Below are 21,163 nucleotides of genomic sequence, written 5' to 3'. Positions count from 1 at the left end.
CGGGGGCGCTGCCCCCGGACCCCCGGGATATTTGGATGAAGAAGAAAGGCGCAGGGATGAGCAAGGTTATCAGGAACGGAACCATTGTGACCGCCGATCTGACCTATAGGGCGGATGTGCTGATCGAGGGCGGCAAGATCACCGCGATCGGTGAGAACCTCGGCGGTGACACCGAACTGGACGCAACCGGCTGCTATGTCATGCCGGGCGGGATCGACCCGCATACGCATCTGGAGATGCCCTTCATGGGCACCTACTCGACCGATGATTTCGAGAGCGGCACCCGCGCGGCCTTGTCGGGCGGCACAACCATGGTGGTGGATTTCGCCCTGCCCTCGCCGCAGCAGGGGCTGCTGGATGCGCTTCAGATGTGGGACAACAAGTCCGGGCGGGCGCATTGCGACTATTCCTATCACATGGCGATTACCTGGTGGGGGCAGCAGGTGTTCGACGAGATGGAGGAGGTGGTGAAGCGCGGCATCACCAGCTTCAAGCATTTCATGGCCTACAAGGGCGCGCTGATGGTGAATGACGACGAGTTGTTCGCGTCGTTCCGCCGGGTCGGCGATCTGGGCGGGATCGCACTGGTCCATGCCGAGAATGGCGATGTGGTGGCCGAACTGTCCGCGCGGCTGCTGGCCGAGGGCAATACCGGGCCCGAGGCGCATGCATACAGCCGCCCGCCGCAGGTCGAGGGCGAGGCCACGAACCGCGCCATCATGGTGGCCGACATGGCGGGCGTGCCGCTCTATGTCGTGCATGTGTCCTGCGAGGACAGCCACGAGGCGATCCGCCGCGCGCGCAGCCAAGGCAAGCGCGTCTGGGGCGAGCCTCTGATCCAGCATCTGACACTGGATGAGAGCGAGTATTTCAACAAGGACTGGGATCACGCGGCGCGGCGCGTCATGTCGCCGCCCTTCCGCAACCGCTCGCATCAGGACAGCCTCTGGGCCGGGCTGCAATCGGGCAGCCTGTCGGTGGTGGCGACCGATCACTGCGCCTTCACGACCGAGCAGAAACGCTATGGCGTGGGCGATTTCACCAGGATCCCGAACGGCACCGGCGGGCTTGAGGACCGGATGCCGATGCTGTGGACACACGGAGTCGGTACGGGTCGGCTGACACCGAATGAGTTCGTCGCAGTCACATCGACCAATATCGCCAAGATCCTGAACCTGTACCCGAAAAAGGGCGCGGTGCTGGTCGGCGCGGATGCCGACCTGGTGGTCTGGGATCCGCAAGCCGAAAAGACCATTACGGCGGGCTCGCAGCAATCAGCCATCGACTACAACGTGTTCGAGGGCCAGAAGGTCAGGGGCCTGCCGCGTTTCACCCTGACCCGCGGCGTCGTCGCCGTAACCGAGGGCAAGGTCGACAGCCGCGAGGGTCACGGCGAATTCGTCGGCCGCGAACCACGCGGCACGGTGAACCGCGCCCTGTCACAATGGAAGGAGTTGACAGCGCCACGACCGGTGGAACGGTCGGGGATTCCGGCGACGGGAGTGTGATGACCTTTTTTGCTCGCATGCAAATCGACTGGAGATGGCCCGTCCTGTTCTTCGGTAGTGCCGCCCTTACAACTACGGTAACGATTACTTTCCTCTCGGTTCTCGCAAATGTGTCGGGAACACGCCTTCCCTACAAATGGAATGAAATCGCAATGCTCTTGGCAGTCGGCGCGACAGCACGCTCTGTTTTGCCATCTCTGGCGGTCTGGATGTTTGTGATCGCGATCTGCCGGCGATTGAGGACGGAGCCTGCCGGTCCAATTATCGCATCCGCGATGGCCGCGGTAATTGGTTGGCTGAACGCTGTTTGGCTGGCGTGGTCCATCTTCGGGCCACGCATATTCGGTGACCTACCAATTTTGGCAATAACGCTTGCCCTGCCGCTGACAATCGCGATCGGTCTGGCACTAGGCCATTTGATTTATCACCAGAAGCCGGCAGAGGCTCTGCCATGACCGCTTACGTCATCACCGCCGACCAGATCGACCTGACCTTCCAGACCGCCGATGGCCCGGTCCATGCGCTGAAGGGCGTGGATCTGACCATCAACCAGGGCGATTTCGTCAGCTTCATCGGACCATCTGGCTGCGGCAAGACCACGCTTCTGCGCGCCATCGCAGCGCTGGAGGCGCCGACCGCCGGACGGCTGAGTGTCAACGGGATGGATCCCGATGCGGCGCGGAGGGCGCGGGCCTATGGCTATGTCTTTCAGGCGCCGGGTCTTTATCCGTGGCGGACCATCGCGGGGAATGTCGGTCTGCCGCTGGAGATCATGGGTTTTGCAAAGGCCGATCGCGCGGCGCGCATCGCGCGGGTTCTGGACCTGGTCGATCTGGCGGGGTTCGGCGGCAAGTATCCCTGGCAGCTGTCGGGTGGCATGCAGCAGCGCGCCAGCATCGCCCGCGCGCTGGCCTTTGACGCCGATATCCTGTTGATGGACGAACCCTTCGGCGCGCTGGACGAGATCGTCCGCGACCGGCTGAACGAGGCGCTGCTGGAATTGTGGCGCAAGACGGGCAAGACCATCGGTTTCGTGACCCATTCGATCCCCGAGGCGGTCTATCTGTCGACCAAGATCGTGGTCATGTCGCCCCGTCCGGGCCGGATCACCAAGGTCATCGACAGCCCCCTGCCGACGCAGCGGCCGCTGGACATCCGCGACACGCCCGAATTCATCGCCCTGGCCCATGAGGTGCGCGAGGGGCTGCGCGAAGGGCACAGCTATGACTGAGGCCCTGATCCGCGAGGCCGGGCCCGAGGATCTGCCCGCCTGCGCGGCGATCCTCAACGCCTATATCGACGCGACCGACTGGCTGCCGCGCTCGCATCCGCACGAGGTGATCGCCGCGATGTTCTCGCCCCGTCTTCTTCAGACGCGGCGGGTCTTCGTCGCCGAGCAGGATGGCGCGGTGGTGGGTTACGTCACCCTGAACCCGCAGGCACGGTTCCTGCCGGCCTTGTACCTGTCGCCCGCCGACCGTGGGCGCGGCTTGGGCAAGACGTTGCTGGATGCGGTCAAGGCGGTCTCTCCGGCAGGGTTTTCCCTGACCGTCTGGCAGCCGAACCGCGACGCCCGGCGCTTTTATCTGCGCGAGGGGCTGAGTGTCATCGGCGAGGGCACCGATGATGACGGCCTGCCGGTCTGGAACATGACCTGGAGCGGCCAGGAATGAGGAACACGCTGCCCGTCCTGACCGTCCTGCTGGCCGTCGTCGCCATCTGGTATGTGGCGGCCATCGGCATGAACTCGACCTGGGTGCGCGATCAGGCGGCGCGCAGCGAGACGGTTCTGGGCATGGGCGAATTCGTCCGCCAGACGCTGAGCCTCGACCGACCGGTCCTGCCCGCCCCGCATCAGGTGGCCGCGGGCCTGTGGGACGGCGTGTTCGGGCAGAAGATCACCTCGAAGCGCAGCCTCGTCTGGCATGGCTGGATCACGCTTTCGGCGACGCTGGCGGGCTTTGCCATCGGCTCGCTGGCCGGGATCGGGCTGGCGGTCGGGATCGTCCATGACCGGGCGATGAACCAGTCGGTGATGCCCTGGGCGGTGGCCAGCCAGACGGTGCCGATCCTTGCCATCGCGCCGATGGTGATCGTGGTCTTTGCCAGCGCCGGTATCACCGGGCTTCTGCCCAAGGCGATCATCGCCGCCTGGCTGTCGTTTTTTCCGGTCCTTGTCGGCATGGTGAAGGGTCTGCGCACCGCCGACGCGATGCAACTGGACCTGATGCGATCCTGGAACGCCTCGCGTTCGCAGGTGTTCTGGCGGCTGCGGCTGCCGTCCTCGATGCCTTACCTGTTCGCCAGCCTGAAGGTTGCGGTCGCGGCGGCACTGGTCGGCACCATCGTCGGCGAACTGCCGGCCGGGGCCTCGGCCGGGCTGGGCGCGCGGTTGCTGTCGGGCAGCTATTACGGGCAGACGGTGCAGATCTGGGCGGCGCTGTTCGTGGCGGCCGCGCTGGCGGCGGGGCTGGTGTTCCTGATCGGCTGGATCGAGAGGCTGGCCCTGCGCCGCATGGGGCTGGCGCGATGAGCGCGCTGCCGATCATCGCCGTCTGGCTGGGCGGCTGGGCGCTGAATGCCTGGCTGGCCCGCTTTGACACGCGGCTGAGCCGTTTCCTGGTGGCGCTGATCTTCGGCATCACCCTGCTGATCCTGTGGGAGATGACCGTCCGCGCCTATGCCATCCCCACCGTCATCCTGCCGGCCCCCAGCCAGATCGCGGCCAGTTTCACGCAGAATACCGCGATTCTCTGGGGCGATTTCGTGCAGACCATCCTGAAGGGCGCGCTGAGCGGCTGGGTGCTGGGTGCCGCGGCCGCCATCGCCACCGCCATTGCCATCGACCGCAGCCCCTTCCTGCAGCGCGGATTGCTGCCGGTCGGCAATTTCGTCGCCGCCCTGCCGATCGTCGGCATCGCGCCGATCCTGGTGATGTGGTTCGGCTTCGACTGGCAGTCGAAGGCGGCGGTGGTGGTGGTGATGGTGTTCTTCCCGATCCTCGTGAACATGGTGGCGGGGCTGGCCGCCACCGACCAGATGCAGCGCGACCAGATGGCGACATGGGCCGCGCCCTATTGGCAGTCGCTGGCGAAGATGCGCCTGCCCGCCGCCATGCCCTTCCTGTTCAACGGGCTGAAGATCACCACCACGCTGGCCCTGATCGGCGCCATCGTGGCCGAGTTCTTCGGCAGTCCGACCAGGGGCATGGGCTTTCGCATCTCGACCGCCGTGGGGCGGCTGGACCTGCCGCTGGTCTGGGCCGAAATCCTTGTGGCGGCAATCGCCGGATCATTGTTCTATGGCATCGTGGCGCTGATCGAAAAGAAGGTGACCTTCTGGCACCCGTCACAGCGCAAACAACGGGGCTGACCGCCCCCCAACAGGAGAGCGACCTATGAAGACACTGATGCTATCTGCGGCAGCCATGGCCCTGCTGGCCGGCGGCGCGCAAGCCGCCGACGAACTGACCCTGCAGTTGAAATGGGTCACCCAGGCGCAGTTCGCCGGCTATTACGTCGCCAAGGACAAGGGGTTCTACGAGGAAGAGGACCTCGATGTCACCATCAAGCCGGGTGGCCCCGACATTGCCCCGACGCAGGTTCTGGCCGGCGGCGGCGCGGATGTGGTGGTCGAATGGATGCCCGCCGCACTGGCCGCGCGCGAAAAGGGCCTGCCGATCGTCAATATCGCCCAGCCCTACAAATCCTCGGGCATGATGCTGACCTGCCTCAAGGAAACCGGCATCACCGATCCCAAGACCGATTTCGCCGGCAAGACGCTGGGCGTCTGGTTCTCGGGCAACGAATATCCCTTCCTCAGCTGGATGAACACGCTGGGCCTTTCGACCGAGGGTGGCGAGGGCGGCGTCACGGTGCTGAAGCAGGGTTTCAACGTCGATCCGCTGCTGCAGAAACAGGCCGCCTGCATCAGCACCATGACCTATAACGAATACGGTCAGGTGCTGGATGCCGGGCTGACCGCGGACGATCTTGTCACCTTCAAATACGAGGATCAGGGCGTCGCCACGCTGGAGGACGGGCTCTATACGCTGGAGCAGACGCTTGAGGATCCGGCGATGGTCGACAAGCTGGCCCGGTTCGTGCGCGCCTCGATGAAGGGCTGGAAATATGCCGAGGAGAACCCCGAGGAAGCCGCCCAGATCGTTCTGGACAACGACGAGACCGGCGCCCAGACCATCGAACACCAGACCCGCATGATGGGCGAGGTCGCCAAGCTGACGGCGGGCTCGGACGGCGCGCTGGTCGAGGCCGATTACCAGCGCACGGTCGACACGCTGCTGTCGGGCGGTTCGGATCCGGTCATCTCGAAGGCCCCCGAGGGCGCGTGGAGCCCTGTCGTCACCGACGCGGCGCTGAACTAGGCCCCGCAGGGGCGGCGACGGGGCGGCTGACCGTCCTGCCGTCGCCCGGATCGAAATGCGGCAGGGCGGTTCACGCGGCGCGACGACCGCCCTGTTCCGCCCGCCGTGCGAGAAGACGGGACAGGATCGCCATGCTGCCGCCGGCCGAGGCCGGGCAGGAACGGGCATTGGCGGCGAAGAGGGGATTGCGAGATATGCGCAGTAGTTGGTGATGCCCTGAGGGACGGCATGTCAAGGCGATGTTCACGCGCCGTCAATTCTCAGCTGAGAAAGGGATATACCACCGATCCTCTGACCGAATCGGCGCGCGGCAGTTGATCCGTCAGGCGGTCGAGGCCGAGTTGGCGGCGCTGCTGGAGCACCACGCGACCGAGAAGCTGGAAGACGGCCGCGCCCGGCTGGTCCAGCACGGACATCTGCCCGAGCGCGAGGCACTGACCGGGCAGCCGGAAGTTCCTCTGCATCCGGGCGGATGTGTGTCCAGCTTTCCCGCGATCTGGGCTGCCAATACGAAGACGGCCTTCGTTCTGGCTCACGAGCTGCGCGAGGCGATGGCTCAAGAGGTCCACACGGGCGAAAAGCTGGCCGGTCATGTCGAGATTGATGGCGCCTACTTTGGTGGCCATATCCGCCCGGCTAACCGTAAGGCAAACCGCAAATACCTTGGGGTGAGCCGCGCCCCGTGGCGCGGCGAGAGGGGCAAAGCCCCTCAGACCTCTTCGCTGCAATAGCTCTGACTGCTGGTCCAGGCGGCGATGTCGGCGCGCTTTTTCGCGTTGCGCATCGGCGCCCAGTCGCGGGCCACGCCGCGCCAGCCGCTGCCGTCATGGGCGACGGCATTGTCGCGGCCGACCTGTTTCGACATGATCCGCACCGCGCAGGCCATGTTGTCGGCGCCGTTGGTGATATTGCCGTTGCAGCCATAGCCGCGCCAGGTCGCCGGCGCGATCTGCATCAGGCCCAGCCATTTGCCGCCACCGCCACTGGCCTTGGGATTATAGGTGCTTTCGTGCTTGGCCAGCGCCGAGAGAAGCCCCGCCCAGAACGCACGCCGCCCGGTCTGGGCCAGTTCGGCATAGTTCGGGCAGAAGGTCTCGATGTCCTGCGGCACGTTCGACAGGATGGTCACGCCCTCGCGATCCAGCGCCGCCAGCGTCGCCCGGGTCCAGTCATCGGAACCGCTGCGATCCTCCCACCGCATCGGCGGGGTCACGGCGAGTTGCATCTGCTCGTTCCGAAGCGCTTCTGCCTCGGCATCGGTCTGCGGGGTGAGCGTGGACTGGCAGGCGGCCAGAAAGGTCAGGGCGGCAAGGGGCACAAGCGCGGCGCGCATTCAATCCTCATCAGGCGGTTTTCACCCGCCAGCGATGCGCGTGCGGCGAAGATCGCGCAAGCGCGGCGCCTGCCCGTCGGCGGGATCGCGCCAAGCCGCCCCGAAGGCATGGACGGAATTCCGCCAATCGCGTCCCGTGCCGCTGCGGCCGTTAACCCTTTCACAACCTTCTCATGGGCCGCGAGCGGCGGCCCGCGATTCGGACCGTCCTGCTAAAAAGCCGCGAATCAGGTCCGGGGATCGCCGACCGCCCCGTGACAATGTCCCGGCACTGGCCTAAAAGCGCCGCCAAGATGCCACACCGCAAGCGAGGCCATGATGCTTGACCACCTCTCCTTCACCGCGCCGGAACCGAAGACCATCGCCGGCGCCAGGGGCGACTGGGAACTGGTGATCGGGCTGGAGGTGCATGCCCAGGTCGCCTCGAAGGCCAAGCTGTTTTCGGGCGCCTCGACCGAATTCGGCTCGGAGCCGAACAGCAATGTGGCCTTCGTCGATGCGGCCATGCCGGGCATGCTGCCGGTCATCAACGAATTCTGCGTGGCCCAGGCGGTGCGCACCGGCCTTGGCCTGAAGGCCGCAATCAACCTGACCAGCGCCTTCGACCGCAAGAACTATTTCTACCCCGACCTGCCGCAGGGCTACCAGATCAGCCAGCTTTACGCGCCCATCGTCGGCGAGGGCGAGGTGATCGTGGACATGGGCCCCGGCGTTGCCCGCCGCGTCCGGATCGAGCGAATCCATCTGGAACAGGATGCCGGCAAGTCGATCCACGACATGGATCCGAACATGTCCTTCGTGGACCTGAACCGCACCGGGGTCGCGCTGATGGAGATCGTCAGCCGCCCCGATCTGCGCGGCCCCGAGGAGGCGGCGGCCTATGTCGCCAAGCTGCGCCAGATCATGCGTTACCTGGGCACCTGCGACGGCAACATGCAGAACGGCAACCTGCGCGCCGATGTGAATGTCAGCGTCTGCCCGCCCGGTGCTTACGAGAAATATCAGGAAACCCAGGATTTCAGCCATCTGGGCACCCGCTGCGAAATCAAGAACATGAACTCGCTGCGCTTCATCCAGGCCGCCATCGACTTTGAGGCGCGGCGCCAGATCGCCATTCTCGAAGATGGCGGCAAGGTGGTGCAGGAAACCCGCCTCTACGATCCCGACCGCGGCGAAACCCGGTCGATGCGCTCGAAGGAAGAGGCGCATGATTACCGCTATTTCCCCGATCCCGACCTGTTGCCGCTGGAAATCGAGCAGGCCTGGGTGGACGCCATCGGCGCCTCGATGCCGGAACTGCCGGATGAGAAGAAAGCCCGTTTCGTGCAGGATCTGGGCCTGTCGGAATATGATGCGGGCGTGCTGACCGCCGAGGTCGAAAGCGCCGATTACTTCGAGGCCGTGGCCCGGGGCCGCGACGGCAAGCAGGCCGCGAACTGGGTCATCAACGAGCTGTTCGGCCGGCTGAACAAGGAGGGGCTGAGCGTCGAGACCGCGCCCGTCTCGGCGGCCCAGCTTGGCGGCGTGATCGACCTGATCGCGCGCGGCGACATCTCGGGCAAGATCGCCAAGGACCTGTTCGAGATCCTCTGGACCGAGGGCGGCGATCCGGCTGCGATCGTCGAGGCGCGCGGCATGAAGCAGGTCACCGATCTGGGCGCCATCGAGAAGGCCGTGGACGAGATCATCGCCGCCAATCCCACGCAGGTCGAAAAGGCCAAGGCCAACCCGAAGCTGGCGGGCTGGTTCGTGGGCCAGGTCCTGAAGGCGACCGGCGGCAAGGCGAACCCGGCCGCGGTCAATCAACTGGTGGCGCAGAAACTGGGCCTCTGATCGGGGTTCCCTCGGCGGCCGCAGGATCGCGGCGCGCGGCGATAGGGCCTTGGCAAGCGCGCGGGAAATGTCCACTGTCTGGCGAAATGCCGAATCCCGCGATGGTGTTGACGGGATCGGATCTGATGCAACGACACGGATGCCTGAGAGGCGGCCCAAGGGCGCCCGCAGGCTTGCGACGGGGGCGGACCTCCCCCGCAGCGCCGGTCCCCTGACAGCAACGGAAGGCCGCGATGCTTGAATTCACCCTGCTGTTCGTTGCCGGGGTGATTGGCGGCGTGATGAATGCCGTCGCCGGCGGAGGAACCTTCATCACCTTTCCCGCCCTGGTCTTCGCCGGCGTGCCGCCGATCGCGGCCAACGCGACCTCGACCGTCGCGGCCCTCCCCGGCTATCTTACCGCCACCCTGGGCTTCCGCCGCGATCTGGCGGCCATGGAGGGGGCACCGATGCTGAAGCTGACGCTCTGGACCGTCGTTGGCGGGGCGGTCGGCTGCGGCTTGCTGCTGGTCAGTTCGAACGCGGCCTTCGCCGTGCTGGTGCCCTTCCTGCTGCTGGTCGCCACCGTCATCTTCTACTGGTCCGATACGGTGCGCCGCCTCGCCTCGCGCTGGCGCTCGGTGGTCACGCCCTTCGGGCTGGGCACCCTGCTGCCGATGTCGATCTATGGCGGCTATTTCAACGGCGGGCTGGGGATCATCATGCTGGCGGTCTTCGCGATGTGGGGAATGACCGACCTGCACCAGATGAACGGGCTGAAAAGCTGGCTCAGCTTTGCCCTGGCCGTCATCGCCGCCGTGGTCTTCGCCGTCGGCGGCAAGATCGTCTGGGTTCCGGCGGCCATGGTCTCGGCGGGCACGATTATCGGCGGCTATGCCGGCGCGCCGGTGGCGCGGCGCATCCCGCGCCACACGCTGCGGCTCTTGATTGCCGCCGTCGGTTTTGGCATGTCGGCCATCTTCTTCTGGCGTCTCATTAATGGAGGATAAGCACATGAGCGATATCAAGCGCATCGAATGCGGCCAACGCATGAGCCAGGGCGTCGTCGCCAATGGCATGGTCTGGCTGGCCGGCCAGGTGGGCGAGCCCGGCACCTCGGTCGAAGACCAGACCCGGGCGATCCTTTCCCAGATCGACACGCTGCTGAAAAAGGCCGGCACCGACAAGACCAGGATCGTCTCGGCCCAGATCTGGGTGGCCGACATGGCGGCGGATTTCGCCTCGATGAACAAGGTCTGGGATGCCTGGGTCGCCCCCGGCCACGCCCCCGCCCGCGCCACCGGCGAGGCAAAGCTGGCAACGCCCGACTACAAGGTCGAGATCATCGTGACCGCGGTTCTGTAACCGCGCGCAGCACCGAGCGCGCCGCGCGCAGGCCCGGCGCCTCTCCACCCTTGCCCAGCCGGTCCATGGTCAGGTCCATGGCATCCAGCTGCGCCTTGCGGATCGCCATGTCCTCCAGCACCGATTGCAACGCCTCGGCCAGCGGTCCGGGCTGGCAGTCATGGCCCAGAAATTCCGGCACCGCCCGGGTCTCGCTGACCAGATTGACCAGCGTGACCGTGTCGGTGCGCAGCAGCAGCCCGACGATCATCCGGCTGAGCGGCGCCATGTCATAGCCGATCACCATGGGAATGCGGTTCGCCGCCAGTTCCAGGCTGACCGTGCCCGAGGCCGCCAGCGCCAGATCGGCGGCGGCGAAGGCGGCCTGCTTTTCCTCGGCCTCCTCGATCACGATCGGCGTCGTCGGCCAGCGCCGCGCCATGTCGCGCACCATATGCGCCACACCCGGCACCGTCGGCAGCACCACCCGGATCTCGGGCACCCGGTCACGCAGCCGCATCAGCGCCTCGTCGAACCGCCCGGCCAGCCGCTCGACCTCGGATTTGCGCGATCCGGGCAGGCACAGCACCACCGGCGCATCGGCGTCGATGCCGTGGGCGGCGCGGAACAGCCCGGCCTGATCGGGGCCGCCGACCTGCGCGGTGGCGACGGGATGGCCGACGAAATCGCAGCTCATCCCGGCGGCTTCCATATAGGGCGGCTCGAAGGGCAGGATCGCCAGCACATGGTCGATGACCGGCGCCATCTTCTTCGCCCGCCCCGGCCGCCAGGCCCAGACCGAGGGCGCGACATAGTGGATGGTGCGCAGGCCCGGCGCCTTGGCACGCGCGGCATGGGCGACGCGCAGGCAGAAATCGGGGCTGTCGATGGTGATCAGCGCATCCGGCGCCTCGGCCAAAACCGCCTCGGCGGTCTCCGCGATGCGGCGCTTCAGGTGGCGGTACTTCGGCAGCACCTCCCAGATGCCCATCAGGCTCAGTTCATCCATCGGGAACAGGCTTTCCATGCCCTCGGCCTGCATCAGCGGGCCGCCGATGCCGGTGAACCGCACATCAGGCACCAGCATCCGCAGCCCGGCCATCAGCGCCGCGCCAAGCTGGTCGCCCGAAGGTTCGCCCGCGATCAGGAAGAACTTCATCCTCGCCTTCCGGTTGCTCCGTCGCCTTATGGGTATTGGGACAACAAGGAACTTGCCAGCATTTCTTTGCCGTTCGATGACCCGATCAGCCGCGTGCCCACAGAAACAGCCCCGCCGCCTCGGCCCGGCGCCGCGCCTCGTCGCGATCCAGCAGGATCACCCCGCCGGCCTGCCAGGCGATCCCGGCCAGCCCGGCGGCAGCGGCCTGATCGACCGTGTCCGGCCCGATCGTGGGCAGGTCGATGCGACGATCCTGCCCCGGCTTCGGCGCCTTGTAGAGCAGGCCGCGCGCCCCCTTCGCATTGGGTCGCAGCCCGGCATGGGCAGCAGCAAAGTCCAGCATGGCGGCGGTGCCCGGCAGGGTTTCCAGCGCCAGGCACAGGCCCTGGGCCACCACCGCGCCCTGCCCGATATCAAGCGCTCCGGTCGCCGCCAGAATCTCGGCCGCGCGGGCCGCGTCGCGGCGGTCGGCATCCGAGGGCTGACCGGCCAGCACGCCTTCGGCGGGAACCAGATCGGGCAGGATTTCATCGACGCGGCAGATCGTCAGGTCATGTTCCTCGAAGATCCGCAGCACCTCGCGCAGCACCGCATCATCGCCCGACTGCATGGCCGTCAGGATCCGCGGGACCAACTGCGCGGTGCGCGGATCGAAGGCTTCGGGGTCCAGACGCGGGCGCCGCACCGCCCCGGCAAAGACCACCCGGCCGACGCCGGCCTCGATCAGACCGTCCAGAAACGGCACCAGCCGCTCAAGCCGGAAGGGCGTGGCCGGAACCTCGGGCGCGAACCCGTCCAGCGCATAGACCAAGGGCGCGTCCAGCGCGGCGATCACGGCGGGGGCAAGGCCGCCCTGCCCGGCGATGACGGCGATCCGGCTCATGCGGGTTTCGGCGCCAGAAACGACCGGTCCGAGGGGCCGAGGATGAAGTCCAGCACCTCGCGCTCCATCCCGCTGACCTCGGCTTCGGCGCGGCTGCGGGCGGTGTCGCGGAAGGCCCCCTGCCCAAGCGCCTCCAGCAGCTTGCGCAGGGCCGCGATCTCGGCCCGGCTGGTGCCGCGGCGCTTCAGCCCGACAAGGTTCAGCCCGTCCAGATGCCCGCGCGGCCCCTGCACCAGACCGAAGGGGATCACATCGGCGGTGACCATGGTGACCGCGCCGATCATCGCGCCGCGGCCGATGCGCACCCATTGATGCACCCCCGACAGCCCGCCGATGATCACGTCATCGCCCAGATGGCAATGCCCGGCCAGCGAGGCGTTGTTGACCAGAATCACCCGGTCGCCCAGCTGGCAGTCATGGCCGACATGGCTGCCGGCCATGAACAGCCCGTCATCGCCGACGCGGGTGACGCCGCCGCCGCCCTCGGTGCCCGGGTTCATCGTCACATATTCGCGGATCCGGTTGCGGGCGCCGATTTCAAGCTGCACCCGCTCGCCCCTGAACTTCAGGTCCTGCGGCACCTCGCCGATCGAGGCGAAGGGGAAGATCGTGGTGCCTTCGCCGATCGAGGTCTCGCCGGCAAGGACGACATGCGATTTCAGCACCACGCCCGCGGCCAGCCGCACCTGCGGGCCGATCACGCAGAACGGGCCGATCTCGACCCCGGTGCCGATCTCGGCGCCGGGCTCGATCACCGCCGTGGGATGGATGCGGCTCTCACTCATCGGCTTTCAGGGCCATCATCGCCGTGAACTCGGCCGAGGCGCAGAGCTGGCCATCGACCAGCGCCCGGCCCTCGAACTTCCAGATCTTGCCGCCGCCGCGCAGCGCCTTGCAGTGCAGTTCCAGCACGTCGCCCGGCACCACCATGCGCCGGAACTTGCACTTGTCGATACCCATGAAATAGGTCGCCAGCGGCCGGTCGATGATGTTCATGCTGATGCCCACGACCACGGCCGAGGTCTGCGCCATCGCCTCGACGATGGTCACCCCGGGCATGACCGGCTCATCGGGGAAATGGCCCTGGAAATGCGGCTCGTTATTGGTGACCATCTTGATCCCGACACCGCCCTCATGCGGCACGATATCGCGCACCCGGTCGATGAACAGGAAGGGATAGCGATGCGGGATGATCCGCTTGATCAGCGAAAGATCGGCCTCGGTATACGGGGCGGAAATGGACTTCTCGTCTGCCATGCGCGTTCCTTCAGGCGATTTCCCTCGGGTTAACAACGCCGCAGCGCCTTGGCAAGCATTCGGGCTGGCGCCGGGGCGCGACCGCTGCGGCATCGGCGCCGCCCTGCCGGTCTAGCCGCGCCGGCCAGCCCGACCCTCGGTCAGCCATCCGGCAAGGATCAGCGCGGCGATCAGCCCCAGCCAGGCCCAGCCCGGCAACAGCGGCCGCCGCGCCAGCCCGGTGACGGTGGCCGCCTCGCGCGGCGTGATCGCGATCCAGTCGCGGGCCACGCCGCGGCCATGCGCGCTGCGGCCCGGCGCGACGGTGCGCAGGTCGGGCACCCCCTCGGACAGCGCCAGCACCGCCCCGCCGCTGGCCTCGGCCAGGGGCGTCAGCGCCCCGGCATCGGCCACCGTCCGCTCGAATTCGCGCGGCGCGGGCGGACCAAGCGCCAGAACCCGGCGCAACTCGCCGTCCTGAAGGCGATAGAGGCCCGGTCCGGGCGCGGTCCATTCGGCGGTGAACCGGCCCGGCCCGATCTCGCTCAGCGCCAGTTCTTCGGTTTCGCCATCCGGCCCGGTGATCGTCAGTGGCCCGGCGCTGTCCTGCATGGTGCGGCGGGTGAACCGGACATCCAGCCCGCCCGCGATATCGGCCAGCAGCGCCTCTTCCTCAAGTTCGGGCTCCTTCATCGACCAGTGCGCGATGCGGCGCAGCAGTTCCAGCTGCGGCCCGCCGCCCTCGAAGCCGCGCCCCCACAGCCAGACCTGATCCGAGGTCAGCATGGCCACCCGCCCCTCGCCGACCCGCTGCAGGATCAAGAGCGGCTTGTCCTCGGCCCCGGTCATCGCCACCTGCGCCCCGGGATCGGGCAGGACCTCGGCCATGCGCAGCCAGCGGCCCCAATCGTCGCCCTCTTCGGCCACGGGCGCGCCGGGCAGCCCCGCCGTGACCGGATGCCGGCGGCCCTCGTCGGTCAGTTCCGGGGTGAAGGGCTGGTCGATCACCCGGCCGGTCGGGCGCGCCGGCAGGATCGTGCCCAAGGGCGACAGGTTCAGGCTTTCGACGCTGGCCATTTCCGGCCCCGCCGCGACCAGGATCGCGCCGCCGTCGCGGACATAGCGGGTGATGTTCGTGAAGTAGTCGGGCGGCAGGATGCCCCGCACCCGATAGCGGTCGAAGATGATCAGGTCGAAATCGTCGATGCGCTGCAGGAACAGCTCGCGCGTGGGGAAGGCGATCAGCGACAACTCGTTCACCGGCACGCCGTCGGACTTGTCGGGCGGGCGTAGGATGGTGAAATGGATCAGATCGACGGCCGCGTCCGACTTCAACAGGTTGCGCCAGGTTCTTTCACCAGCATGCGGCTCGCCCGAGACCAGCAGCACGCGCAGCCGATCGCGCACGCCGTTGATGCTGACGGCGGCGGTATTGTTGCGCTCGGTCAGTTCGCCGCCGCCGGGGGCGTCAAAGCCGATCTGCACCACGTTCTGCCCGGCATGGCCCAGCGTCACCGGCAGGTCCAGCGACACCCCGACGGGCACGGCGAACAGCTGTTCCTCGCCGCCATCGATGCTGATCCGCAGACTGGCCGAGCGTCCTTGCAGCCCCGGCGGCACGGCACCCTGATCCTCGATCCGCAGCCGGATCGTGACATCCTGATCGATCAGGCCGAAGGCCGGCGCCTCCTCGATGACCAGCCGCCGGTCCCAGTCCTGCGGCCGGCCGGTCAGCAGCACATGCGCCGGCGCGGGCAGGCCCGCGGGCAGCATGGCGGGGTCGTGGATGTTGCCGTCGGTCACGGCGATCACGCCGGCCAGCCGCGCCTCGGGCTCGGCCGCGATGGCGCGGGTCATGGCGGTGGCCAGCAGGGTGCCGTCCTCGTCATCGCCGACCGTGACCCGGCGCAGCTCGGTATCGGGCAGCGCCGCGATCTGCTGGCTCAGGGCCTCGACCGCGGCATCGGTCTGGGCTGCCCGCTCGGGCAGGGTCTGGCTGGCCGAGCGGTCGTCCAGCAGGATGACGATATCGCTCAGCCCGGCACGATCGCCGATCTCCAGCGCCGGGCCGGCCAGCGCCAGTGCGGCGGCAAGTCCGGCAAGCCCGCGCCAGGCCCAGCCGCGCAGTCCGCGCCACAGCGCGAAACCCGCCACCAGCAGCGCCAGCGCCGCCAGCGCGGCGATCACCCACCAGGGCAGCGCCGGATCGAATCGCAGCTCGGTCGCCGAGAGGTTCACGGACCCAGCTCCTCTTCCACCCGCAGCCGGTCAAGCAGCGCCGGCACATGCACCTGATCGGATTTGTAGTTGCCGGTCAGCACATACATGATCAGGTTGATGCCAAAGCGAAAGGCCATCTCGCGCTGCTGCTCGCCCTCCCAGCCGCGGCCGATGGGAAAGACCGGATAGCCGTTCTCGTCGATCGCCCAGGCCTCGGCCCAGCTGTTGGCGCCGATCACCACCGGGCTGACACCGTCGTTCAGCTGCCGGAACGGCACCCCCTCCATGGCCTCGGCGCCGGCGGGCGGGGCCTCGACCCAGACCGGGTTGCCCTGCCAGCGGCCCGGAAAATCGGCCAGCAGATAGAAGGTCCGGGTCAGCACGTGGTCGTCGGGGATCGGCGCCAGCGGCGGCACCTCCAGCGGCGCGGCAAGGCTCTGCAGCGCCTCCGACATGTCCGGGCCGCCGACGCCAGCCACATCGCCGTCGCGGCTGTCGAACAGGATCATCCCGCCCGAGCGCAGGAAATGGTTCAGCCGCAGATAGGCCTGCGGCGAGGGCGCCGGCTGCTCGGCCGTCACCGGCCAGTAGAGAAAGGTCAGCATCGACAGATCGTCGCGGTCCAGATCGATGCCGATGGGCTGGCCCGGCTCGACCGAAGTGCGCTGGCGCAGCGCCTGCGACAGCCCCGTCAGGCCCTCGTAAGAGGTCTGGTCGATGGCCTCGTCGCCGGTCAGCACATAGGCCAGCGCCACCTCGTCGGCGGCGCGGATCAGTTCCGGGTTCAGCACCGGCGCCTCCTGCGCCTGCGCGCGCGCCTGCGATGCGGGCTGGGCGGCAAGCGCAATCAGCAGCAGCGCCGCCACCCGCCCGCCGCGCGCCAGCGCCGCCGAGCCAAGCGCATCCAGCGCCAGGATCAGCGCCGCCGCGGCCAGCAGCAGCCCCTTGAGGTCGCGGCCCGGCGTCTCGGCACGGTTCTCGACCGCCGCGCCCGGCCAGGTCGCCAGCGTGATCTCGCCCCCGGCATTCAGCGCCACCCGCCGCTCGCCCGCGGCATAGATGCCGGCCGGCCGCCCCGGCCCCGGCCCAAGCGCCAGATCGGCGGCGGGCACCGGCGCCAGATCCTCGGCCGGGGCGGCGCGGCCAAAGCCGTCCAGCACCGTCTCGGGCGTCCAGAAGGGCTGGTCGCGGTCATCGGCCCGTTCCTCGGCAGCCGAGATCCGGGCGGTGGCGACCAGCCGGTCCAGCATCCCGACGAACAGGCCCGACAGCGGCAGGTTCGACCATTCAGCATTGGCGGTGACGTGGAACAGCACCACCTGTCCCTGCCCCGACCGCAGCCGGGTGACCAGCGGCGTGTTGTCACTGAGCGCCGCGACCGTCCGCCCGGCCAGATCGGGCGAGGGCTGCGCCATCAGCTGCGCGCGCACCGCCACATCCCCGGGCGCGGTGAGCCCGGCGAAGATGCCGTCGCCCGCAAAGGGCGCCAGCCCGCGCGGGTCGCCCCAGCTCAGCGCGCCGCCGATATCGCGCCCGCCCTGGCGCAGCGTAACCGGCAGCAGCGGCTCATCGACCAGCCGCTCGAATGCGGCCATGCGCGGCCCGGCAAAGCGGATCAGCAGCCCGCCCTCATCCACCCATTGGGCAAGCTCGGCGCTTTCGGCCAGTTCGACCTGATCGGCCAGGATGATGACATCGGGCGCGCTGTCCAGCACGTCGCCCAGGCCCCCCTCGACCAGATCGGTGGTCGGCGCCAGCGCCCGGCGCAGGTAGTAGAGCGGCGACAGCAGTTGCTGCCCCTCGGCCTGCCGGTCGGGATCGCCGACCAGCCCGACCTTGCGCCGCCGGACCCGGTCATCGGCCAGAACCACGGCGCCGGCATGCGATTCGCCCTCGATCTGGAACCGGGTGATGCGGTTGCGCAGCTCGGGCGGCAGGTCGATGGCGGTGGGGCGGCTGGTGACGCCGCCACGCATCACAGGCGCGCCTGGGACCAGCCGCGCCAGATCGCGCTGGATGCCCTGCGGATCGGGGCCGATGGCAAGGATCGCCGGCGCCGCCTCGTCGCTTGCGCTCAGCGTCAGCGAGGGCGTGTCGCCGCCATGCAGGCCAAGCGCGCGGACCGGCCGCGCCGGCGGCACCACCGTCACCGGACCCCGGGCCGACAGGGCGGCCAGCCAGTCGCCCCGGCCCGGATGGTCCAGCCCGTCGGCCAGCCACAGGGTCTGAAGCCGCCCCTCGGGCATCGCCGCCAGCGCCGCCTGCGGATCCGCGGGATAGGTGCTCTGCCAGGCGACCGGCTGCGCCGCGCGCAGCCCCGCCAAGAGCGTATCGGCCGGTGCAAAGCCCAGCGCGCCGGGATCGCCCCGCCCATCGGCCAGCAGCAGCGCGGCCGGGCGACCGCGCCCGGCGGCCTCGGACAGGGCGCGTTCGGCGCGGCTCTGGCGGCTGGCCCAGTCCGGCGCCGCGGCCCAGCCGGCATCCATCACCACCAGCAGCGGGCCGCTGGCCGGGGCCTGCACCACCGGCTTCCAGATCGGCCCGGCAAAGGCCAGGATCAGCGCCGCGACGGCCATGAGCCGCAGCAACAGCAGCCACCAGGGCGTGCGCCGCGCCACCGGGATCCGGTCCACCAGCCCCAGCAGCAGGGCGACGCCCGGAAAGGCCACCCGCCGCGGCGCCGGCGGCATCGCGCGCAGGATCAGCCACAGGATCGGCAGCGCGATCAGCGCGGTGAGTACCCAGGGCGCGGCGAAACCAAGAGGGCCAAGGATCAGCATCAGCCCCCCAGCACCCGATAAAGCCAGTTCAGCGCCTGCGCCGGCGCATGGTCGGTGGCGTGATGGCCGAAATGCCAGCCCGCGCCCTCGGCCTGCGCCCGCAGCCAGTCGCGCCGCGCCGCCAGCCGCGCCAGATAGGCCTCGCGCAGCCCCTCGGCATCGCGGCTGTCATGGCGCAGCGCGCCCGAGAACGAGCGGAACAGAACCGCACCGGCATAGGGAAAATTCTCCTCGTCCGGGTCCAGCACCTGCATCAGCACGCCGCCGACGCCAAGCCCCGCCGCCCGCGCCAGAAGCGCCTCGACCCAGGCCGGATCGGTCAGGAAATCCGACAGGATCACCAGCCGCTGATTGGGGCGCAGAACCTCGGGCGGGGGCGCGTCGGCATCGTCCTCGGCCGTCGGCGCCATGGTCATGCCCTCGGCCAGACGCGCGGCCTGCGCGCGGCCCGCGCGCGCCGGCTGGCCCAGAAGCCCGACCTTCTCGCCGCCGCGCAGCAGCACCATGCCAAGGGCCAGCGCCAGCAATTGCGCGCGGCTGCCCTTGGCCGGGCGCTCCGGGGCGCCGCTGTAACCCATGCCCTGCCCGGCCGAGACCCACAGCCCCACCGCCTGCGCCGTCTGCGCCTCGCGGTCGCGCACGAACTGCGCATCCGAACGGGCCGAGCGGCGCCAGTCGATGCTGCGCGCGGTATCGCCCGCATGGGCCGGCCGGTACTGCCAGAAATCCTCGCCGGGGCCGGCCCGGCGCAGCCCGTGCGCGCCCGGCGCCACCATCGCCGCCAGCCGCTCGGCCGACAGAATCAGGCCGGGCAGATGGGCGCTGGCGGCTTCGGCGCGGGCACGGAGATCGGCGGGAGCCTGCGTCAAGATCGCCTCATGCCGCCTGCTGGCTTCCGAAACGCTGCCCGACCAGCCGGGCGATCACGCCATCGACGCTTTCGCCCCGTGCCCGCGCCGCGAAGGACAGCGCCATGCGGTGACGCAGCACCGGGGCGGCCATCGCCTCGACATCCTCCAACGTCGGCGCGAAGCGGCCGTTCAGCACCGCCCGCGCCCGCGTCACCAGCATCAGCGCCTGCGCCGCGCGCGGCCCCGGCCCCCAGACCAGCACATCATCGACCCGACCGCCGGATTCGTCCGAGCCGGGCCGGAAGGCGCGGACCAGATCGAGGATCGCCTCGACCACCGCCTCGCCCACCGGCATCTGCCGGATCAGCCGCTGCGCCGCGATCAGCGCCTCGGGGTCGAAGGCGCGATGCGCCTCGCCCTCGCCCAGCCCGGTGGTGGCCAGCAGGATCTCGCGCTCGGTGTCGCGGTCGGGGTAATCCACGTCGATCTGCAACAGGAACCGGTCCAGTTGCGCCTCGGGCAGCGGATAGGTGCCCTCCTGCTCGATCGGGTTCTGCGTCGCCAGCACATGGAAGGGCCGGCCCAGCGGGCGATGCTGGCCGCTGACCGTCACCTCGCGCTCCTGCATGGCCTGCAGCAGCGCCGACTGGGTGCGGGGCGAGGCGCGGTTGATCTCGTCGGCCATCAGCAGCTGGGTGAAGACCGGCCCTTCGATGAACCGGAAGGCGCGGGTGCCGTCGGGCAGCACGTCCAGGACCTCCGAGCCGAGAATATCGGCCGGCATCAGGTCGGGGGTGAACTGGATGCGGTTGCTGTCCATGCCCAGGACCGTCGCCAGCGTCTGGACCAGCATGGTCTTGCCCAGACCCGGCTGGCCGACCAGCAGCGCATGCCCGCCCGACAGGATCGCCGCCAGCACCTGCTCGACCACCGCGTGCTGGCCGACAAAGCGCCGCTCGATGCTGGTGCGGGCCTCGGTCAGCCGCTGCCCCAGAGCCTCGACCTCGTGGACCAGAATTTCATCCGAAGCCATGACAACGCCCTTCTGCTGCTCTAGACCAGAGCATAGGGAAGTCATGACGGGGCGACCATAACCAATGGCAGATCAGAGTGACAAAAGCGTGAGTGCCGAAGGGATTGCCGCCGCTGCCAGCAAGGCGGCGCAAAAGGGCGGATTGCCGCCGGTGCATCTGTGGAACCCGCCCTTCTGCGGCGATCTTGACATGGAGATCCGCGCCGACGGGACCTGGTTCTATCAGGGCACGCCGATCGGCCGCCCGGCGATGGTGCGGCTGTTTTCCACGGTGCTGAAGCGCGAGGACGGCAAGTTCTACCTCGTCACCCCGATCGAGAAGGTCGGCATCCGGGTCGAGGACGCGCCCTTCGTCGCCATCGACGCCGATATCGGCCCCGACCGGATCACCTTCACCACCAATGTCGGCGACCGGGTCGTGGCCGATGCCGATCATCCGATCGTCATCCGCGGCGACCAGGCCGAGCCGCGCCCCTATGTCCATGTCCGCGCGGGCCTCGAGGCGCTGATCGACCGCAAGACCTTCTACCGGCTGGCGGCGGCGGCGGGCGAAGGACCCGAGGGGCGCGCCGGGGTGCGCTCGGCCGGGCAGTTCTTCGCGCTGGAACCATGAGGCAAGA

20 protein-coding genes and 2 pseudogenes are annotated in these 21,163 nt (G+C 68.6%); 13 read left to right on the top strand and 9 right to left on the bottom strand.

Annotated elements, in window-relative coordinates; all coding sequences use genetic code 11:
• The first annotated feature begins 56 nt into the window (after positions 1 to 56).
• The 9 genes and pseudogenes from hydA to KNW02_RS06695 form a co-directional block, all read left to right on the top strand.
• On the top strand, positions 57 to 1,508 hold the full coding sequence (gene hydA / locus KNW02_RS06735; protein WP_216032497.1) for a dihydropyrimidinase: 1,452 nt from the start codon (positions 57 to 59) through the stop codon (positions 1,506 to 1,508).
• Positions 1,508 to 1,963 (top strand): hypothetical protein, encoded by a 456-nt coding sequence (locus KNW02_RS06730; protein ID WP_216032496.1) that lies wholly within the window; start codon positions 1,508 to 1,510, stop codon positions 1,961 to 1,963. Before hydA ends, KNW02_RS06730 begins: the two co-directional genes overlap by 1 nt.
• Positions 1,960 to 2,739 carry an ABC transporter ATP-binding protein gene (locus tag KNW02_RS06725; RefSeq protein WP_216032495.1) on the top strand — a complete coding sequence of 260 codons (780 nt, stop codon included), beginning with the start codon at positions 1,960 to 1,962 and terminating at the stop codon, positions 2,737 to 2,739. The genes KNW02_RS06730 and KNW02_RS06725 overlap by 4 nt, the downstream gene beginning before the upstream one ends.
• Positions 2,732 to 3,181, top strand: a complete 450-nt coding sequence (locus tag KNW02_RS06720) for a GNAT family N-acetyltransferase (protein WP_216032494.1) — start codon at positions 2,732 to 2,734, stop codon at positions 3,179 to 3,181. The genes KNW02_RS06725 and KNW02_RS06720 overlap by 8 nt, the downstream gene beginning before the upstream one ends.
• The gene (locus KNW02_RS06715) at positions 3,178 to 4,041 is read left to right on the top strand and encodes an ABC transporter permease (protein ID WP_216032493.1); all 864 of its coding nucleotides are present in this window, start codon (positions 3,178 to 3,180) and stop codon (positions 4,039 to 4,041) included. The genes KNW02_RS06720 and KNW02_RS06715 overlap by 4 nt, the downstream gene beginning before the upstream one ends.
• Positions 4,038 to 4,880, top strand: a complete 843-nt coding sequence (locus KNW02_RS06710) for an ABC transporter permease (protein ID WP_216032492.1) — start codon at positions 4,038 to 4,040, stop codon at positions 4,878 to 4,880. Before KNW02_RS06715 ends, KNW02_RS06710 begins: the two co-directional genes overlap by 4 nt.
• 25 nt (positions 4,881 to 4,905) lie before the next feature.
• On the top strand, positions 4,906 to 5,892 hold the full coding sequence (locus tag KNW02_RS06705) for an ABC transporter substrate-binding protein (protein WP_216032491.1): 987 nt from the start codon (positions 4,906 to 4,908) through the stop codon (positions 5,890 to 5,892).
• Positions 5,893 to 6,188: 296 nt separating this feature from the next.
• A pseudogene (locus KNW02_RS06700) lies at positions 6,189 to 6,353 on the top strand (IS256 family transposase); the annotation flags it as partial.
• A gap of 14 nt (positions 6,354 to 6,367) precedes the next feature.
• A pseudogene (locus KNW02_RS06695) lies at positions 6,368 to 6,551 on the top strand (IS1595 family transposase); the annotation flags it as partial.
• A gap of 50 nt (positions 6,552 to 6,601) precedes the next feature.
• Here KNW02_RS06695 and KNW02_RS06690 read toward each other — a convergent pair.
• On the bottom strand, positions 6,602 to 7,225 hold the full coding sequence (locus tag KNW02_RS06690) for a lytic transglycosylase domain-containing protein (protein WP_216032490.1): 624 nt from the start codon (positions 7,223 to 7,225) through the stop codon (positions 6,602 to 6,604).
• A 318-nt stretch (positions 7,226 to 7,543) separates the two neighbouring features.
• On the opposite strand from KNW02_RS06690, the gene gatB reads away from it, so the two are divergent.
• From gatB to KNW02_RS06675, 3 genes are all read left to right on the top strand, one after another.
• Positions 7,544 to 9,058, top strand: a complete 1,515-nt coding sequence (gatB, locus tag KNW02_RS06685; protein WP_216032562.1) for an Asp-tRNA(Asn)/Glu-tRNA(Gln) amidotransferase subunit GatB — start codon at positions 7,544 to 7,546, stop codon at positions 9,056 to 9,058.
• 233 nt (positions 9,059 to 9,291) lie between these two features.
• Entirely contained in the window at positions 9,292 to 10,047 is a 756-nt protein-coding gene (locus KNW02_RS06680) for a sulfite exporter TauE/SafE family protein (protein ID WP_216032489.1), read from the top strand.
• Positions 10,048 to 10,051: 4 nt separating this feature from the next.
• The gene (locus KNW02_RS06675) at positions 10,052 to 10,402 is read left to right on the top strand and encodes a RidA family protein (protein WP_216032488.1); all 351 of its coding nucleotides are present in this window, start codon (positions 10,052 to 10,054) and stop codon (positions 10,400 to 10,402) included.
• On the opposite strand, the gene lpxB is transcribed toward KNW02_RS06675, so the two are convergent.
• The 8 genes from lpxB to KNW02_RS06635 form a co-directional block, all read right to left on the bottom strand.
• Positions 10,380 to 11,540 (bottom strand): lipid-A-disaccharide synthase, encoded by a 1,161-nt coding sequence (lpxB, locus tag KNW02_RS06670; protein WP_216032487.1) that lies wholly within the window; start codon positions 11,538 to 11,540, stop codon positions 10,380 to 10,382. The two genes, KNW02_RS06675 and lpxB, sit on opposite strands and share 23 nt — an antisense overlap.
• A gap of 85 nt (positions 11,541 to 11,625) precedes the next feature.
• A complete protein-coding gene (locus tag KNW02_RS06665) occupies positions 11,626 to 12,423 on the bottom strand; it encodes an LpxI family protein (RefSeq protein ID WP_216032486.1) in 798 nt (265 codons plus the stop codon).
• Positions 12,420 to 13,208 (bottom strand): acyl-ACP--UDP-N-acetylglucosamine O-acyltransferase, encoded by a 789-nt coding sequence (gene lpxA, locus KNW02_RS06660; protein WP_216032485.1) that lies wholly within the window; start codon positions 13,206 to 13,208, stop codon positions 12,420 to 12,422. The genes KNW02_RS06665 and lpxA overlap by 4 nt, the downstream gene beginning before the upstream one ends.
• Entirely contained in the window at positions 13,201 to 13,680 is a 480-nt protein-coding gene (gene fabZ / locus KNW02_RS06655) for a 3-hydroxyacyl-ACP dehydratase FabZ (RefSeq protein ID WP_216032484.1), read from the bottom strand. Before fabZ ends, lpxA begins: the two co-directional genes overlap by 8 nt.
• Before the next feature lie 111 nt (positions 13,681 to 13,791).
• A complete protein-coding gene (locus tag KNW02_RS06650) occupies positions 13,792 to 15,897 on the bottom strand; it encodes a hypothetical protein (protein ID WP_216032483.1) in 2,106 nt (701 codons plus the stop codon).
• A complete protein-coding gene (locus KNW02_RS06645) occupies positions 15,894 to 18,659 on the bottom strand; it encodes a DUF4159 domain-containing protein (protein WP_216032482.1) in 2,766 nt (921 codons plus the stop codon). The genes KNW02_RS06650 and KNW02_RS06645 overlap by 4 nt, the downstream gene beginning before the upstream one ends.
• Positions 18,659 to 19,528: a DUF58 domain-containing protein gene (locus KNW02_RS06640; protein ID WP_252733508.1), complete on the bottom strand. Its 870-nt coding sequence runs from the start codon at positions 19,526 to 19,528 to the stop codon at positions 18,659 to 18,661. The genes KNW02_RS06645 and KNW02_RS06640 overlap by 1 nt, the downstream gene beginning before the upstream one ends.
• Positions 19,529 to 19,535: 7 nt before the next feature.
• On the bottom strand, positions 19,536 to 20,543 hold the full coding sequence (locus KNW02_RS06635) for an AAA family ATPase (protein ID WP_216032481.1): 1,008 nt from the start codon (positions 20,541 to 20,543) through the stop codon (positions 19,536 to 19,538).
• A gap of 64 nt (positions 20,544 to 20,607) precedes the next feature.
• Here KNW02_RS06635 and KNW02_RS06630 point away from each other — a divergent pair, with 64 nt between their 5' ends.
• Positions 20,608 to 21,156, top strand: a complete 549-nt coding sequence (locus KNW02_RS06630; RefSeq protein ID WP_216032480.1) for a DUF1285 domain-containing protein — start codon at positions 20,608 to 20,610, stop codon at positions 21,154 to 21,156.
• Positions 21,157 to 21,163 lie beyond the last annotated feature (7 nt).

The sequence above is a fragment of the Paracoccus marinaquae genome, assembly GCF_018860165.1.
Taxonomy (GTDB): Bacteria; Pseudomonadota; Alphaproteobacteria; order Rhodobacterales; family Rhodobacteraceae; genus Paracoccus; species Paracoccus marinaquae.
The sequence above is the reverse complement of the archived record's forward strand: the minus strand, read 5'-3'. Positions and strand labels throughout refer to the sequence as shown.

Bases quoted from the DNA above. Each gene is read 5' to 3' on its own strand.
- lpxA (WP_216032485.1), bottom strand. From the start codon at position 13,208: ATGAGTGAGAGCCGCATCCATCCCACGGCGGTGATCGAGCCCGGCGCC.
- KNW02_RS06690 (WP_216032490.1), bottom strand. From the start codon at position 7,225: ATGCGCGCCGCGCTTGTGCCCCTTGCCGCCCTGACCTTTCTGGCCGCC.
- KNW02_RS06705 (WP_216032491.1), top strand. From the start codon at position 4,906: ATGAAGACACTGATGCTATCTGCGGCAGCCATGGCCCTGCTGGCCGGC.
- KNW02_RS06675 (WP_216032488.1), top strand. From the start codon at position 10,052: ATGAGCGATATCAAGCGCATCGAATGCGGCCAACGCATGAGCCAGGGC.
- fabZ (WP_216032484.1), bottom strand. From the start codon at position 13,680: ATGGCAGACGAGAAGTCCATTTCCGCCCCGTATACCGAGGCCGATCTT.
- lpxB (WP_216032487.1), bottom strand. From the start codon at position 11,540: ATGAAGTTCTTCCTGATCGCGGGCGAACCTTCGGGCGACCAGCTTGGC.
- KNW02_RS06730 (WP_216032496.1), top strand. From the start codon at position 1,508: ATGACCTTTTTTGCTCGCATGCAAATCGACTGGAGATGGCCCGTCCTG.
- KNW02_RS06720 (WP_216032494.1), top strand. From the start codon at position 2,732: ATGACTGAGGCCCTGATCCGCGAGGCCGGGCCCGAGGATCTGCCCGCC.
- gatB (WP_216032562.1), top strand. From the start codon at position 7,544: ATGCTTGACCACCTCTCCTTCACCGCGCCGGAACCGAAGACCATCGCC.
- KNW02_RS06630 (WP_216032480.1), top strand. From the start codon at position 20,608: ATGGCAGATCAGAGTGACAAAAGCGTGAGTGCCGAAGGGATTGCCGCC.
- KNW02_RS06710 (WP_216032492.1), top strand. From the start codon at position 4,038: ATGAGCGCGCTGCCGATCATCGCCGTCTGGCTGGGCGGCTGGGCGCTG.
- KNW02_RS06645 (WP_216032482.1), bottom strand. From the start codon at position 18,659: ATGCTGATCCTTGGCCCTCTTGGTTTCGCCGCGCCCTGGGTACTCACC.
- KNW02_RS06665 (WP_216032486.1), bottom strand. From the start codon at position 12,423: ATGAGCCGGATCGCCGTCATCGCCGGGCAGGGCGGCCTTGCCCCCGCC.
- hydA (WP_216032497.1), top strand. From the start codon at position 57: ATGAGCAAGGTTATCAGGAACGGAACCATTGTGACCGCCGATCTGACC.
- KNW02_RS06725 (WP_216032495.1), top strand. From the start codon at position 1,960: ATGACCGCTTACGTCATCACCGCCGACCAGATCGACCTGACCTTCCAG.
- KNW02_RS06680 (WP_216032489.1), top strand. From the start codon at position 9,292: ATGCTTGAATTCACCCTGCTGTTCGTTGCCGGGGTGATTGGCGGCGTG.
- KNW02_RS06635 (WP_216032481.1), bottom strand. From the start codon at position 20,543: ATGGCTTCGGATGAAATTCTGGTCCACGAGGTCGAGGCTCTGGGGCAG.
- KNW02_RS06715 (WP_216032493.1), top strand. From the start codon at position 3,178: ATGAGGAACACGCTGCCCGTCCTGACCGTCCTGCTGGCCGTCGTCGCC.